Annotated in this window: 15 protein-coding genes and 3 tRNA genes; 11 read left to right on the forward strand and 7 right to left on the reverse strand. The window is 49.2% G+C overall.

The annotated features are described in order from the left end of the window. Positions 1-38: 38 nt before the first annotated feature. The gene (locus tag DY231_RS03055; protein WP_115627232.1) at positions 39-497 is read right to left on the reverse strand and encodes a YbaK/EbsC family protein; all 459 of its coding nucleotides are present in this window, start codon (positions 495-497) and stop codon (positions 39-41) included. Between the two features lie 254 nt (positions 498-751). Here DY231_RS03055 and DY231_RS03060 point away from each other — a divergent pair, with 254 nt between their 5' ends. Continuing rightward, a complete protein-coding gene (locus tag DY231_RS03060; RefSeq protein WP_115627233.1) occupies positions 752-2,098 on the forward strand; it encodes a PTS sugar transporter subunit IIC in 1,347 nt (448 codons plus the stop codon). 50 nt (positions 2,099-2,148) lie between these two features. Here the strand turns inward: DY231_RS03060 and fhuF are convergent, their stop codons facing one another. Continuing rightward, positions 2,149-2,940 carry a siderophore-iron reductase FhuF gene (fhuF, locus tag DY231_RS03065; RefSeq protein ID WP_115627234.1) on the reverse strand — a complete coding sequence of 264 codons (792 nt, stop codon included), beginning with the start codon at positions 2,938-2,940 and terminating at the stop codon, positions 2,149-2,151. 118 nt (positions 2,941-3,058) lie between these two features. Further along, positions 3,059-4,123, reverse strand: a complete 1,065-nt coding sequence (locus tag DY231_RS03070; RefSeq protein WP_115627235.1) for a GGDEF domain-containing protein — start codon at positions 4,121-4,123, stop codon at positions 3,059-3,061. Positions 4,124-4,394: 271 nt separating this feature from the next. On the opposite strand from DY231_RS03070, the gene DY231_RS03075 reads away from it, so the two are divergent. After that, positions 4,395-4,634 (forward strand): DUF1435 domain-containing protein, encoded by a 240-nt coding sequence (locus tag DY231_RS03075; protein ID WP_172588725.1) that lies wholly within the window; start codon positions 4,395-4,397, stop codon positions 4,632-4,634. A 52-nt stretch (positions 4,635-4,686) separates the two neighbouring features. On the opposite strand, the gene DY231_RS03080 is transcribed toward DY231_RS03075, so the two are convergent. The 4 genes from DY231_RS03080 to rsmC form a co-directional block, all read right to left on the reverse strand. Next, positions 4,687-4,773 (reverse strand) — tRNA-Leu (locus DY231_RS03080). A 32-nt stretch (positions 4,774-4,805) separates the two neighbouring features. Beyond that, a tRNA-Leu gene (locus DY231_RS03085) sits at positions 4,806-4,892 on the reverse strand. Between the two features lie 29 nt (positions 4,893-4,921). Further along, positions 4,922-5,008: transfer RNA gene (locus DY231_RS03090), tRNA-Leu, on the reverse strand. A 120-nt stretch (positions 5,009-5,128) separates the two neighbouring features. Beyond that, complete coding sequence (rsmC, locus tag DY231_RS03095; protein WP_115627237.1) at positions 5,129-6,160, reverse strand: 16S rRNA (guanine(1207)-N(2))-methyltransferase RsmC; 1,032 nt, start codon at positions 6,158-6,160, stop codon at positions 5,129-5,131. Positions 6,161-6,267: 107 nt separating this feature from the next. On the opposite strand from rsmC, the gene DY231_RS03100 reads away from it, so the two are divergent. From DY231_RS03100 to DY231_RS03140, 9 genes are all read left to right on the forward strand, one after another. Then, on the forward strand, positions 6,268-6,690 hold the full coding sequence (locus DY231_RS03100; protein WP_115627238.1) for a DNA polymerase III subunit psi: 423 nt from the start codon (positions 6,268-6,270) through the stop codon (positions 6,688-6,690). Further along, positions 6,659-7,102 carry a ribosomal protein S18-alanine N-acetyltransferase gene (gene rimI, locus DY231_RS03105; protein WP_034498644.1) on the forward strand — a complete coding sequence of 148 codons (444 nt, stop codon included), beginning with the start codon at positions 6,659-6,661 and terminating at the stop codon, positions 7,100-7,102. The genes DY231_RS03100 and rimI overlap by 32 nt, the downstream gene beginning before the upstream one ends. 18 nt (positions 7,103-7,120) lie before the next feature. Continuing rightward, the gene (yjjG, locus tag DY231_RS03110; protein WP_115627239.1) at positions 7,121-7,798 is read left to right on the forward strand and encodes a pyrimidine 5'-nucleotidase; all 678 of its coding nucleotides are present in this window, start codon (positions 7,121-7,123) and stop codon (positions 7,796-7,798) included. 121 nt (positions 7,799-7,919) lie between these two features. Beyond that, positions 7,920-9,509, forward strand: coding sequence for a peptide chain release factor 3 (gene prfC / locus DY231_RS03115; protein ID WP_034498707.1), 1,590 nt, complete (start codon positions 7,920-7,922; stop codon positions 9,507-9,509). A gap of 342 nt (positions 9,510-9,851) precedes the next feature. Further along, a complete protein-coding gene (gene osmY / locus DY231_RS03120) occupies positions 9,852-10,469 on the forward strand; it encodes a molecular chaperone OsmY (protein ID WP_115627240.1) in 618 nt (205 codons plus the stop codon). A gap of 141 nt (positions 10,470-10,610) precedes the next feature. After that, positions 10,611-10,772: a DUF1328 domain-containing protein gene (locus DY231_RS03125; RefSeq protein WP_064513877.1), complete on the forward strand. Its 162-nt coding sequence runs from the start codon at positions 10,611-10,613 to the stop codon at positions 10,770-10,772. 132 nt (positions 10,773-10,904) lie between these two features. Then, complete coding sequence (locus DY231_RS03130; RefSeq protein ID WP_115627241.1) at positions 10,905-11,978, forward strand: patatin-like phospholipase family protein; 1,074 nt, start codon at positions 10,905-10,907, stop codon at positions 11,976-11,978. Beyond that, positions 11,975-12,754 (forward strand): TatD family hydrolase, encoded by a 780-nt coding sequence (locus tag DY231_RS03135; protein ID WP_115627242.1) that lies wholly within the window; start codon positions 11,975-11,977, stop codon positions 12,752-12,754. The genes DY231_RS03130 and DY231_RS03135 overlap by 4 nt, the downstream gene beginning before the upstream one ends. A gap of 166 nt (positions 12,755-12,920) precedes the next feature. Further along, on the forward strand, positions 12,921-14,198 hold the full coding sequence (locus DY231_RS03140; RefSeq protein WP_115627243.1) for a NupC/NupG family nucleoside CNT transporter: 1,278 nt from the start codon (positions 12,921-12,923) through the stop codon (positions 14,196-14,198). The last annotated feature ends 194 nt before the right edge of the window (positions 14,199-14,392 follow it).

The following is a 14,392-nucleotide window of genomic DNA, read 5'->3' on the forward strand; positions in this document are numbered from 1 at the left end:
TATGACTGAGGAGAGTTAGCCTATCCTCAGTTTTCTGTTTATTGGCAAACATCGACCCAATGTGCGGCGGTGAGTTCTGCCAGGCGAGTCGGGGAAATCCGCACAGCACTATGAATTGCCCCGGCCGCGGGTAAAACCTCTTCGTACTGTTTCAGTGAAATATCACAATAAACTGTTAAAGGATTCTCCAGACCAAACGGGCAAACGCCGCCTACAGGGTGGCCTGTCCAGATAACCACTTCGTCGCTGCTTAACATGCGAGCTTTGGCACCAAATACGGTTTTGAGTTTTTTATTATCCAGACGTGCATCACCTTTCGCGACAACCAGCACGACCTGATCTTTTATCTTCAACGACAATGTTTTAGCAATTTGACCCGGTTCAACATTATGAGCCGCTGCTGCCAGGGCTACCGTGGCAGTGCTTTGGTTCAGTTCTATGATGTCGATATCAGGGGCGTTTTCAGCAAAAAATTGCCGGACGGACTGCAGGCTCATGCTTTTCTCCCATTTTAGCCAGCAAATAATTTGGCATAAGTCTGTGCTATATGTAAACCAATGAAATGCGCCCTCTGAATGCTGAGTGAAAGGGTGATGTTGTGATGTGAAATGCCTAAAGAAGCCAAAGATTCGGTGATTTCTCGATCTTCTTCACAATCACTGCAACCGGTTTCAGTAACCGGTTGCAGTGCGTGAAATAGCGATGAATACTGAAACGGTCACCTTCCTGTATCCAATAATAAGAGCAGCCTATGTCTACGAATCATGCAGCCTTTAATTTGATATTTCGCTTTGTAGAAAACTACGTAAGCCCTGTCGCTGGGCGAATCTCCTCACAACGTCACGTGATGGCGATCCGTGATGGGTTCATCTCTGCGATGCCATTTATGATTGTCGGTTCGTTCCTGTTGGTTTTTGCATATCCTCCATTCTCGCCAACCACCACCTGGGGTTTTGCGCGTGCGTGGCTGGATATGGCAAAACAGTTTGAAGGGCAAATTCTGACGCCGTTTGATATGACGATGGGCATTATGTCTATCTACATTTGTGCGGCCATTGCCTACAACCTCGGTAAACACTATGTGAAGTCGCACGGCCTTGATCCATTCATGTGCGCGATGCTTTCGCTGATGGCATTTTTGCTGGTGGCGGCACCGAAAACCAAAGGCGTCATGCCAATGGATAGCCTGGGTGGAACGGGGATCTTCACCGCGATCCTGGTTGCGATTTATTGCGTTGAGATGATGCGTTTCCTCAAAGCGCACAATATTGGGATCAAACTCCCAGACCAGGTTCCGCCGATGATCAAAAACTCATTTGATCTCCTGATTCCGGTTCTGGTTGTGGTGCTGACGCTTTACCCGCTGAGTCTGTTCATTCAGTCGCAGTTCGATATGCTGATTCCACAAGCGATTATGTCGGTGTTTAAACCGCTGGTTTCTGCGGCTGACTCATTGCCTGCGATTCTGTTGGCGGTGCTGATTGGCCACCTGCTGTGGTTTGCCGGGATTCACGGTGCGGCTATTGTTTCCGGTATGCTGCAAATGTTTTGGCTGACGAACCTGGGTATGAACCAGAGCGCACTGGCGCAAGGTGCACCTCTGCCGCATATCTTTATGGAAGCATTCTGGACGTTCTTCATTGTCGTGGGTGGTTCGGGTGCAACGATGGGGCTGGTGATTTGCTACCTGCGTAGTAAGTCAGCACACCTGCGCTCGATTGGCCGCCTGAGTATCGTTCCTACCTGTTTCAATATTAACGAGCCGGTCATTTTCGGTACACCAATCGTTATGAACCCAGTGTTCTTTATTCCCTTCCTGCTGGCACCGATGGTGAACGCCGTTTTGGCCTGGGGAGCAATGAAGATGGATTTAATCGGGCGTGTGATTTCAGTTGTACCATGGACTGCTCCGGCACCTATCGGCGCGGCATGGGCACTGGGTTGGGACTTCCGCGCAGCGATTCTGGTGATTCTGCTGGCCGTGGTTTCTGCCATCATCTACTTCCCGTTCTTCAAAGTGTACGAGAAGCAATTGCTGGAACAAGAAGCAGAAGAAGCACAAAAAACGTCTGGAGAAGAGAGCCAACAGGCGGCTTAATTGGATAGTGAGAAATGAGATGAAACGGTGGGGAAACCTGCCGTTTTGTTTTATGACTTTAAAGTGCAATCACCGCAGCGTTGAACATCCGGCAGTTTATAGCGCTGGCAGCAAGTACGGCGAACCAACAAACCTTCACGAAGGATAACGGTGCGATAGAACGGGTTGTCCTGGCCATTTTTCAGCTGTTTTTCAAAGAAACAGGCGTGGCGTAACTCGGCAATTGTGGTTTCATCCAGCAGTTCTCTAAGCTCACCAAAAAACCAGTTCAGCAAATACCCGGTATTACTCCAGATAAGTTTCCCGTTAATTTCGCCGCTGTTTTCCAGAGCATCAACCACCGGCATTAGCCCGGTAACAAGCAGCTTTTCCAGGCGTTGAACTAACGGCTGTGTGGTGGCGACTTTGTCTTCCTGAATATCTAACCAGAAAGTGGCGGCTCTACCCGTTTCGTGAAATTCAACCTGGATGCGCTGAGGGTCGATATCCAACGCCCGCGGTTGAGTCACGAGTGCCATCACCAACGGCGGGACCAGTAAACCCAAATACCATTGCGCCCACAGTGACTTTAGCGGTTTCCCCTCACGGGCAAGCTGTGGCTGATTACGATAAATATGGTCACTGTAGCTGGCAAGAAGTGAGGTAAGGGTTGCGGGTTGCGACCATTGGTGGAGAGTCAGACTGTTTGCGGGCGCAGATTCATTGAGTTTGATGATGTCGTTAAAATAGGGTCTGTGCGCGGTGAATGATGCCCGTAACTCATCCGCAAGCGTCGATTGTACGCTCGCAAAAGGCGGTTGCCACGCCAGATAATCATCAAACTGTGTAGATTGAAACGCCATCGACAAACAAGACCACTAATACAAATGATAATGATTGCCAATCCTATCTATAGACAATGCCTTTGGCAAGGCCATTTTATGCGCAACAAAAAAGGGGGAAAGTCATGCGTTATGGGATTTAAGCTGGCAGCAACGAATCGCTAATCAGAATACTGTTCCGGCCCTGACGTTTTGCCCGATAGAGTGCGGTATCCGCCTGGCGGAGTGCTTCTTCAATATCGGACTGTTCAAGCGCTGCGATACCAATACTGGCGGTCACATGTGTGGCGACGTCGTCATTAAACAGGTGAGGGATTTTTAAATCGTACACGCGTTGGCGAATTCGCTCCGCCGTTTGAATGGCGCGTTCGGCATCAATATCCGTCAGCAATATCATAAATTCTTCGCCGCCATAGCGCGTAACGACGTCGCGCGAGCGAACTGCATCGCGAATCGCGGCTGAAACATGCGTCAGAGCCTGGTCGCCCATGCTGTGGCCGTAGTTGTCGTTGTAAGCTTTGAAATGATCAATATCTAACAGCAGAACGAAATGTTGGCCTGAGCCTAACGCCAGGATGGTATCGAGGCGGTTACGGAACCCGCGGCGGTTATACAAACCGGTAAGGGGATCGAGCATACTCAAATCATTAAGCGTTTCTTTTTCTTCGAGTAATTTATCCATTAATCGACGGGTGAAATTATCATTACGTTTCTGAATGATATGTTGAATCGTGATGCCAACACCGGGGAGGACGACTGAATACAATACACGTGGCCAGTTTGCGCCATGGTCGAGCCATAAAATGACGGCGGTTGCGGGCAAGCATGATGCGAAAAAGGCCTGGATATTATTGATAAAAGAAATCGAGCCAATAAATAATATCGCCAATAAAGCAATAATGAGGAAATTAAGATCGACGACGGGCATCGCGCTGACTTTTATATAGATATGCCACGCCCAAAGCAGCCCAATAATTAACGAAACCACATTAATGTTAATTAGTTTCTTTTTATTGATGAACTGCCAAAGCAGACACGACATGCTGATCACCAGCACCATGATGATGGGCGCGGTGAAATGTTGAGTGTTGGCTGACGGCGACACGATACTAAAGCCCGCAGAGAATGCGTTCAGTAATAAAAATAAACGCAACGAGAGTTGATGCTTCCCTTTGAGTAATGCGCGCCAGGTTGTTGCTGTCATATCAAAATAGTTCTTAGACTCATGCTCAACATTATGTTGTTGAATAGTAATATAAAAAGAGACAGGTGAAGTGATGACTCAATGTGATTATATAGTTTTTATTTATGGATTTAACATCGCTGCTCAATCTATCACCTTAATGAAAATATGTCATCAGATGATGAGGAATGCTTAACATTTCTAATGTAAAACGGTGAATACACCAGGCTGACAAACGAGAAATTATAGCATATGATATTGGTTATCATTACCACTTGGTGCAATAGATATGATTTTACAACGGCGGTTAGAAAGCGGGTGGGGGGTGTTGATTCCTGGCGGGATTGTCGCTGCTTTGCTGTGTCTTGATCTTTCGTTTAGCGAGTGGCGGGTGCTGATTGTATTGGGGTTATTGGCGACCACGGGCATGTTGTACCATAAACGGTTACGTCATTTTGTGCTGTTGCCATCATGCGTTGCGTTTGCCAGCGGGCTTGCGCTTGTGATGATGAATCTGGAAGCAATGAAATAGGGAAGTAAAACTGAGAATAACGAGAGTGAAGCGAGAAGAGGGTGATAAGAATTGGTGCGAAGAGAGGGACTTGAACCCTCACGCCCGTTAGAGCACTAACACCTGAAGCTAGCGCGTCTACCAATTCCGCCACCTTCGCAAATCAAATCTTATCTGATATCGCCTTCGCATTGGTGCGAAGAGAGGGACTTGAACCCTCACGTCCGTAAGAACACTAACACCTGAAGCTAGCGCGTCTACCAATTCCGCCACCTTCGCGCAGTGCGAACGATATCTTGCGTGGTTAATGGTGCGAAGAGAGGGACTTGAACCCTCACGTCCGTAAGAACACTAACACCTGAAGCTAGCGCGTCTACCAATTCCGCCACCTTCGCATACCCACAACACCGAAGTATTGTAACCACGGAGGCGCATTCTAGATGTTTTCTGCGCGTCGTCAACAGTTAATTTAGCGCCGCTTTTCTAATCGCTGCAAAAAGCGGCACAACAAAGTGTTAGCGCTTCTTCACGCCACGCATAACAACGGAGCGGTAAACTTTGAAACGGCCTGTCTGCGCGATAACTTCGTGGTTGCCAAACGTTTCATCCAGCACGTCTGGATACGCCAGGAAGGCGTTAGCCACGATACGCAATTCACCGCCCATATTCAGATGACGAACCGCACCACGAATCAGCTGGTGAGCTGCATCCAGGCTGGTTTGCAGGCCATCATGGAATGGTGGGTTAGAGATAATCATATCGAAACGACCATTCACCTCGGAATAGACGTTACTGGCGATAACTTCGCCTTCGATTTCATTGGCAGCAAGCGTTGCACGGCTCGCCGCAACAGCTGGAGCAGAAACATCACATAAAGTCAGACGGACTTTTGGCGAGTGTTTGGCAAGCGTGACTGCCAGCACACCAGCACCACAACCGACATCCAGCACTTTGCCTTTGGTATGCGGTGTGAGCGTGGAAAGCAGCAGTTTACTGCCGGTATCCAGGCCATCACGGCTAAACACGCCCGGTAAGGTTTTGATCGTCATATCGTTGTGTTGATATTCATCCCACCAGGAATGCTCATCAAACTGCGGTTGTTTTTCCAGACGACCGTGATAGAGGCCACAACGACGCGCGCTGTCGATTTTATTGAGCGGGCTGAATTCTGCGAGCATTTGCTCAGCACTACGAACGCCGCTGCGGTTTTCACCGACCACAAAAATGTCGCTGCCAACCGGCATCAACGACAAAATGTTCATCAACTGGAACTGAGCTTCTGGCTTGTTCTTCGGCCAGTAATAAATCAGGGTATTGCAATCGCCAAGGGTGCTGGCATCAGCCACCAGGCTGTATTGCGCGTCTTCGCCCATCTGTGCGCTTAAAACCTGCCAGTGGTGAAATTGTTGTGTATGGACGCGACTTGCAGCCGTTTCAAAACGGGCCGGAAGATCGTCTTGTAAATCACCGGCAAACAGCACGCGGCTCTCGGTAAAATCATCGCTATGGCGCAGCAGCACTTCACTTGCCGGGGTTAACGCAGACATCAGGACACTCCTATTAAAGCAGAGCGGCGATTATAGAGCTTTAATGGCGCATATTCGATGAATTTGCTATATTTGCGCCCCAATTGGCACTCTCAACAGGTTTCGCTATGCCTCATATACCTTTGCGACGTGACTGGTTGTTACAACAACTGGGCATTACCCAATGGGAGCTGCGACGCCCGGCCGCATTACAGGGCGAAATTGCCGTCTCACTGCATGAAAACGTCAAATTACTGATGGTTGCCGAAGACCTTCCAGATCTCAGCGACCCGTTGGTAAACGATGTTTTGCGCAGTTTAAATCTGAGCGTACAGCAGGTTATGCAACTGACGCCTGAACGAGCTGCAATGCTGCCAACTGACAGCCGCTGTAATAGCTGGCGACTGGGTGTGAGTGAAACGCTCCCCATTCCAGGTGCGCAGTTAGCGACTCCCGAGTTAAACGAGCTTTATCACAATGGCGCGGCGCGAAAGGCGCTGTGGCAGCAAATTTGCGAACATGAAAACGATTTCTTCCCTCACCACCAGTGACTTGAGCCAGGCATACGCCATTGAACTTCGCAGCCATGCTTTCCCATGGAGTGAAAAGACCTTCGCCAGTAATGAAGGTGAGCGCTATTTAAATTTACGTCTCGACGTAGATGGCAAGATGGCGGCGTTTGCGGTGACGCAAGTCGTACTGGATGAAGCGACGCTGTTTAATATTGCGGTCGATCCTGATTTTCAACGTCAGGGTTTGGGCCGCCAGTTGCTGGAGCATTTAATCAGCGAACTGGAAAAGCGAGATGTGTTTACCCTCTGGCTTGAAGTGCGCGCGTCGAACACGGCAGCGATAGCACTCTATGAGAGCCTGGGGTTTAACGAGGCGACGATTCGCCGTAACTACTACCCCACAAAAGAGGGTCGCGAAGATGCCATCATCATGGCATTACCGTTAGGCTAATTTGAAAAAGGTGTGTTGATGAACTGGGACTGGATTTTATTTGATGCTGACGAAACGTTATTTACCTTCGACGCTTTCGGCGGCCTACAGCGGATGTTTCTTGATTACAGCGTGACGTTTACCGCTGAAGATTTCCAGGATTACCAGGCTGTTAACAAACCTTTGTGGGTCGATTATCAGAACGGTGCCATAAGCGCCCTTCATTTGCAGCATCAGCGTTTTCAGGGTTGGTCGGAAAGATTGGCGGTGCCTGCGGGCGATCTGAATGCCGCTTTCCTCAACGCGATGGCTGAGATTTGTGTGCCATTGCCTGGTGCGGTGTCTTTGCTTAATGCCCTAAAAGATAAAGTAAAAATAGGCATTATCACCAACGGCTTTACGGCGTTGCAGCAAATTCGACTTGAGCGTACCGGCCTGCGGGATTACTTCGATTTGTTGGTAATTTCCGAACAAGTGGGTGTCGCAAAACCCGATCGTAAAATTTTTGACTATACCTTTGAGCAAATGGGCCATCCGCCGCGCGATCGCGTCATGATGGTGGGTGATACCGCAGAATCAGATATTTTGGGTGGTATGAACGCAGGAATTGCCACCTGCTGGCTCAACGCCCACGGACGAAGCTTGCCAGAAGGCATCACGCCGACCTGGGAAGTGGCCTCACTAAGTGAACTGGAGCGATTGTTGTGTAATTCATAATTGCATCAACCCTTGGGTACAACGCCGATTGTTAAACCTGACCTGATAGGTAAAATAGCCGCCAGGTAATGTTCATTTGTCGCGCAGCTTTGCCTGTGCGCAATTCACAGAAGATTCTATTATGACTTTGTCTCCTTTTTTGCAAGAAGTGGGGAAACGCCGCACTTTTGCGATCATTTCTCACCCCGATGCCGGTAAAACGACCATCACTGAAAAAGTGTTGCTGTTCGGACAGGCCATTCAAACCGCAGGTACGGTAAAAGGCCGTGGTTCCAGCCAGCATGCAAAATCTGACTGGATGGAAATGGAAAAGCAGCGTGGTATTTCGATTACCACCTCGGTGATGCAATTCCCGTATCGCGACAGCCTGGTTAACCTGCTCGATACCCCAGGGCACGAAGACTTCTCCGAAGATACGTATCGTACTCTGACCGCCGTTGACTGCTGTTTGATGGTTATCGACGCCGCGAAAGGTGTAGAAGATCGTACCCGTAAGCTGATGGAAGTTACCCGTCTGCGTGATACGCCAATCCTCACCTTTATGAACAAACTCGACCGCGATATCCGCGATCCGATGGAAGTGATGGATGAAGTTGAACGTGAGCTGAAAATCGCCTGTTCACCGATCACATGGCCTATCGGTTGTGGCAAATTGTTCAAAGGCGTTTATCACCTTTATAAAGACGAAACCTATCTCTACCAGACCGGTAAAGGCCACACCATCCAGGAAGTGCGCATTGTTAAAGGGTTAGACAACCCTGAGCTGGACGCGGCTGTAGGTGAAGATCTGGCGGCGCAACTGCGTGACGAGCTGGAACTGGTTCAGGGTGCTTCTCACGAATTTGACCGCGAGTTGTTCCTGGAAGGCGAACTGACCCCAGTCTTCTTCGGTACTGCATTGGGTAACTTTGGTGTTGACCATATGCTCGATGGCCTGGTTGAGTGGGCGCCTGCGCCAATGCCGCGTAAAACTGATACGCGTGTTGTGGAAGCGGCGGAAGATAAGTTCACCGGTTTTGTGTTTAAGATTCAGGCCAACATGGACCCGAAACACCGTGACCGCGTTGCGTTTATGCGTGTGGTTTCCGGTAAATACGAAAAAGGCATGAAACTGCGCCAGGTTCGTACCGGCAAAGATGTGGTGATTTCTGACGCGCTGACCTTTATGGCTGGTGACCGTTCGCACGTTGAAGAAGCCTTCCCGGGCGATATCATCGGCTTGCATAACCACGGCACCATCCAGATTGGCGATACCTTCACCCAGGGCGAGATGATGAAGTTCACCGGCATTCCGAACTTCGCACCGGAACTGTTCCGTCGTATTCGTCTGCGTGATCCATTGAAACAGAAACAGTTGCTCAAAGGTCTGGTGCAGCTTTCTGAAGAAGGCGCGGTTCAGGTGTTCCGCCCAATCGCTAACAACGATCTGATTGTTGGTGCGGTCGGTGTGCTTCAGTTTGACGTCGTTGTGGCGCGCCTGAAAAGCGAATACAACGTGGAAGCGATTTACGAGTCCGTAAACGTTTCGACGGCGCGTTGGGTGGAAAGCACTGACGTGAAGAAGTTTGAAGAATTCAAACGGAAAAACGAAATGCAGTTGGCGCTTGATGGTGGCGATAACCTCGCTTATATCGCTCCTACCATGGTCAACCTGAACCTGACGCAAGATCGTTACCCGGAAGTAACGTTCCGTAAAACTCGCGAGCACTAATCGTCTCTCAGGGCGCGGCAGTCGTCGCGTCCTGCTACTTTTCCCGTCTTATTAATCCCTTACGGATTGTTCTTAATTTCCTGCATTTTCCTTACGTTCCTCCATTCGCACCATGCAAATCTGTGATTGTTGTCTATATTTAACAAACCAGTGACAAATTGGTTGGTCGAATATGCCATGTAAACGAAGCTTTCTGGCGGGTTCCTCCACTCTAATTTTTATTGGCGTTATTAAAAACTGAACGGAAAATTTTTGGGCCGTAACACTTGGCCTGATGTTTAAGGAAAGCCGTTACGTTAAGGCTTGTGCTCAAATTGTGAGCAAAACTATAGGAATTAATCGATGACTATGACTACGACTAAGATTTCTAAAACTCTGTTAGCTGTTGTTCTTGGCTCTGTTCTGGCAAGCGGTAGCGCTTTAGCAGAAGACAAGATGCTTAACAAAACCGAATCGACAGCGGACACAGCAGGCGAAAAAATTGATAGCTCCGTAAAAGACGTCGGTAATTTCATGGATGACAGCGCAATCACCGCCAAAGTGAAAGCCGCCCTTGTCGATCACGAAGATATCAAAAGTACTGACATCTCAGTGAAAACTGACAAAAAAGTGGTGACGTTAAGTGGATTTGTAGAAAGCCAGGCTCAGGCTGAGCAGGCAGTTACCGTTGCAAAAGGTGTGGAAGGCGTGTCTTCCGTAAGCGACAAACTGCATGTGCGTAATGGCGCTGACAAATCTGTAAGCGGTTATGCAGGTGATACTGCAACCACCAGTGAAATCAAAGCTAAACTTTTAGCAGATGACATCGTCCCTTCACGTAATGTGAAAGTGGAAACCACTGAAGGTGTTGTTCAGCTATCCGGTACTGTCGAATCGAATGCACAGGCTGCACGTGCTGAGAGTATCGCTAAAGCTGTTGATGGCGTGAAAAGCGTCAAAAACGACCTGAAAGTGAAGTAATAGAAAGAGAGAAACTTTCTTCTCCGGTGATAACCACCGGGGAAGTAGGTCAGCAACATCGTTACTCAAATATCGCCAATGAGTGCGCATCTGGCACTCTTCCAGAAGCGATTCGGGTTCAATATGGTTAAGGAGAAGCTTATGTTTCGTTGGGGCATTATTTTTCTGGTCATTGCGTTGATTGCAGCAGCACTGGGTTTTGGTACTCTCGCGGGTACTGCGGCAGGTGCAGCAAAAATTGTCTTCGTGGTAGGTATTATTCTGTTCCTGGTTAGCCTGTTTATGGGTCGAAAACGCCCATAGCAATATTTACGTGCTATAACCATTAGAGACAGACCAGAGAGCCAGTCTATTTAGACTGGCTCTCGCGTTTTTTAGCGACTAACAAATAACCAATATCTAATTATAAATATCCTTTAGATTAAGGAAAGCAGGGTGGGACAAAGAATACCCGTAACGCTCGGCAACATTGCGCCGCTTGCGTCAAAAGCGTTTCGTCCCGGAAAACTCGCCATTGTTTGCGAAGGCGGCGGGCAGCGTGGGATATTTACAGCCGGCGTGCTGGATGAGTTTATGCGCGCTAACTTCAACCCGTTCGATCTCTTCTTAGGCACCTCTGCGGGTGCACAAAATCTCTCAGCTTACGTTTGCCACCAGCCGGGTTACGCCCGCAGAGTGATCACCCGTTTTACAACCACACGTGAATTTTTTGATCCGCTGCGTTTTGTGCGTGGGGGTCATCTCATCGATCTCGACTGGCTGGTGGAATCCACTTCAGCAAAAATTCCGCTCTCGATGGGCACGGCGGAAAAAATGTTTGAGTCTGGCAAAGCGTTCTACATGTGTGCTTGCCGCAGCGATGACTACACGCCGGGATATTTTTTGCCGGACAGCGGCACGTGGCTGAATCTCCTGAAAGCCTCAAGTGCGATTCCTGGTTTTTACCGCACGGGCGTAGAAATTGATGGTATTGGCTATCAGGATGGCGGAATCAGCGATGCGATCCCGGTGAGAGAAGCGGTGCGTTTAGGTGCCGATACGCTGGTGGTGATTCGTACCGTACCTTCGCAAATGTATTACACGCCTGAATGGTTTAAACGTATGGAGCGCTGGCTTGGTGACAGCAGCCTGCAACCGTTGCTCAACCTGGTGCATCACCATGAAGCCAGCTATCGCGAAATACAGAACTTCATCGAAAAACCACCGGGAAATCTGCGCATTTTTGAAATTTACCCGCCGAAACCGTTGATGAGTTCTGCATTGGGCAGCCGATTACCGGCGCTGAATACCGACTATAAAACCGGGCGTTTGTGCGGACGTTACTTCCTCGCAACCGTCGGGAAATTGCTCACGGATCAGCCGCCAATTAAGCGCCACCTTCCGCGTATTGTGGTTCCGGGGCCGGTGGTCGTTCCGCATACTGTGGTCACTCAGGAGCCATTGTCTAAAGCGGTGCTTGAAACGCCAGAAGCCAACGACGCCACTTTCAACAACGAGGATACGGCGTGACAATGACCTTTTACGATACCCATTGTCACTTCGACTTCCCGCCGTTTAGCGATGATGAAGCCAACAGCATTTCTCTTGCCGCGCAAGCGGGCGTAACAAAAATCATTGTTCCGGCAATCGAAGCCGATCGGTTTAGTACGGTGCTGGCGCTGGCAGACAACTACCCGGCGCTCTATGCCGCAGTGGGTTTGCATCCGATTGTGATTCACAAACATCAGGATGCGTCGCTGGCTTTACTCGAACATCACCTGCAACAACGGCCACCCAAACTGGTCGCCATCGGTGAGATGGGGCTTGATCTGTATATGGAAAATCCGCTTTTTGAAAAACAAGAAGCGATACTGGATGCACAGCTAAAACTGGCAAAACGTTATGATTTGCCTGTCATTCTCCACTCTCGTCGTACGCACGACAAACTTGCCGCGCATTTAAAACGCCATAATTTACCGCACACCGGTGTGATACATGGTTTCTCGGGCAGCCTGCAACAGGCCGAGCGTTTTGTGGCGATGGGTTACAAAATAGGTGTGGGTGGAACGATCACTTACCCGCGCGCCAGCAAAACGCGCGATGTTATGTCACGCTTACCTCTTAGCGCTCTGGTGCTGGAAACGGATGCACCCGATATGCCGCTTAACGGCTGGCAGGGGCAACCTAATCGTCCGGAACGAATTGCCGACGTTTTTCAGACGCTTTGTTCATTGCGTTCAGAACCTCCCGAAGTTATCGCGAACGCGATCATTCATAACTCCGATGAATTATTCAAATTGAAATAGTCAGTAACAAAATGTGACGTAGCTCACTTTATAAGATAAACGTTTCTGTGAATGTCTATAAATACGTGATTGCCATTCCATTTCTTGGCCTCCCTGCCGCTATAATCCCGCCCGCTAAGGGCTTTTAGATCACTTTCCTTTTTCAACTTATACACAGGGATTCTGTATGCAACTACTCATGGGATTGATCGGCATGATCGTTCTGCTGCTGATCGCCGTTTTACTTTCCAGTAATCGCAAAGCGATTAATCTCCGCACTGTTATTGGCGCCTGGATCATTCAAGTCGGTATCGGGGCCTTAATCCTGTATGTTCCGGTTGGTCGTAAAGTGCTGTTGGCCATGTCCGAAGGGGTGGCGAACGTTATCGGTTACGGTAACGCGGGTATCTCTTTCCTGTTTGGCGGACTGGTTTCGGACAAAATGTTCGAAGTCTTTGGCGGCGGTGGCTTTGTCTTTGCATTGCGCGTTCTGCCAATTATCGTCTTCTTCTCCTCACTGATTGCTGTGTTGTATTACCTGGGCATCATGCAGTTAGTTATTCGTGTTCTGGGCGGCGGCCTGCGTAAGGTTCTGAAAACCTCTCGCACCGAATCTTTGTCCGCAACTGCAAACATCTTTGTGGGCCAGACCGAAGCTCCGCTGGTGGTTCGTCCGTATATCGCGACCATGACGCGTTCAGAATTGTTCGCAGTCATGTGTGGTGGTCTGGCATCTGTTGCAGGTTCTGTTCTGGCGGGTTACGCGCAAATGGGCGTTCCACTTGAATACCTGATTGCCGCGTCATTCATGGCGGCACCTGGCGGCTTGCTGTTCGCTAAAATCATCCTGCCTGAAACTGAAACGCCAAACGATGCGCCTGAACTGGAATCGATGAAAAACGATCCGGATCGCCCGGCAAACGTGCTGGATGCAGCGGCATCAGGTGCGGCGTCAGGTATGCAACTGGCCCTGAACGTGGGCGCAATGTTGCTGGCGTTTGTGGCATTGATTGCGCTGCTCAACGGCATGCTTTCTGGCATTGGCGGCTGGTTCAACTACCCGCAGTTATCAATGGAATTGATTCTGGGTTGGGTGTTCTCACCGCTGGCGTGGGTTGTCGGTGTTCCGTGGAGCGAAGCGAATGTTGCGGGTTCCTTCATCGGTCAGAAACTTATCATCAACGAATTTGTTGCGTATCTGAACTTCGGTGAATACCTGAAAGATGATGCAACCGTTGCGGCAGCTGGCCTGCAAGTTCTGTCAGATCACACCAAAGCAATTATTTCCTTCGCACTGTGTGGCTTTGCTAACCTTTCTTCTATCGCCATTCTGATTGGTGGCCTGGGAAGCATGGCGCCAAACCGTCGTCATGAAATCGCGCAGTTGGGTCTGAAAGCGGTCGCCGCAGGTACGTTGTCTAACCTGATGAGTGCAACCATTGCCGGGGTCTTCCTGTCACTATAAAACGGCGATGTTAAAATTATAACATCCCTGTGAAATCAATGGCTGACGCTTGCGTCGGCCATTTTTTATTTTTGAACGGCATTTTTACGTTATCCAACGTTGTTAAATCACATATACTGTAGAAAGCATGTAATTACATCTTTGGCTTTTGTGATGCTATACACAAAACCATCAGGACTGTGAATGTTATAATT

It is taken from the genome of Buttiauxella agrestis, assembly GCF_900446255.1.
Lineage (GTDB): Bacteria > Pseudomonadota > Gammaproteobacteria > Enterobacterales > Enterobacteriaceae > Buttiauxella > Buttiauxella agrestis.

What these genes read in the sequence shown, in the direction of transcription:
- DY231_RS03055 (WP_115627232.1), bottom strand. Translation starts at nt 497, where the DNA reads ATGAGCCTGCAGTCCGTCCGGCAATTTTTTGCTGAAAACGCCCCTGAT.
- DY231_RS03060 (WP_115627233.1), top strand. Translation starts at nt 752, where the DNA reads ATGTCTACGAATCATGCAGCCTTTAATTTGATATTTCGCTTTGTAGAA.
- fhuF (WP_115627234.1), bottom strand. Translation starts at nt 2,940, where the DNA reads ATGGCGTTTCAATCTACACAGTTTGATGATTATCTGGCGTGGCAACCG.
- DY231_RS03070 (WP_115627235.1), bottom strand. Translation starts at nt 4,123, where the DNA reads ATGACAGCAACAACCTGGCGCGCATTACTCAAAGGGAAGCATCAACTC.
- rsmC (WP_115627237.1), bottom strand. Translation starts at nt 6,160, where the DNA reads ATGTCTGCGTTAACCCCGGCAAGTGAAGTGCTGCTGCGCCATAGCGAT.
- DY231_RS03100 (WP_115627238.1), top strand. Translation starts at nt 6,268, where the DNA reads ATGCCTCATATACCTTTGCGACGTGACTGGTTGTTACAACAACTGGGC.
- rimI (WP_034498644.1), top strand. Translation starts at nt 6,659, where the DNA reads ATGAAAACGATTTCTTCCCTCACCACCAGTGACTTGAGCCAGGCATAC.
- yjjG (WP_115627239.1), top strand. Translation starts at nt 7,121, where the DNA reads ATGAACTGGGACTGGATTTTATTTGATGCTGACGAAACGTTATTTACC.
- prfC (WP_034498707.1), top strand. Translation starts at nt 7,920, where the DNA reads ATGACTTTGTCTCCTTTTTTGCAAGAAGTGGGGAAACGCCGCACTTTT.
- osmY (WP_115627240.1), top strand. Translation starts at nt 9,852, where the DNA reads ATGACTATGACTACGACTAAGATTTCTAAAACTCTGTTAGCTGTTGTT.
- DY231_RS03125 (WP_064513877.1), top strand. Translation starts at nt 10,611, where the DNA reads ATGTTTCGTTGGGGCATTATTTTTCTGGTCATTGCGTTGATTGCAGCA.
- DY231_RS03140 (WP_115627243.1), top strand. Translation starts at nt 12,921, where the DNA reads ATGCAACTACTCATGGGATTGATCGGCATGATCGTTCTGCTGCTGATC.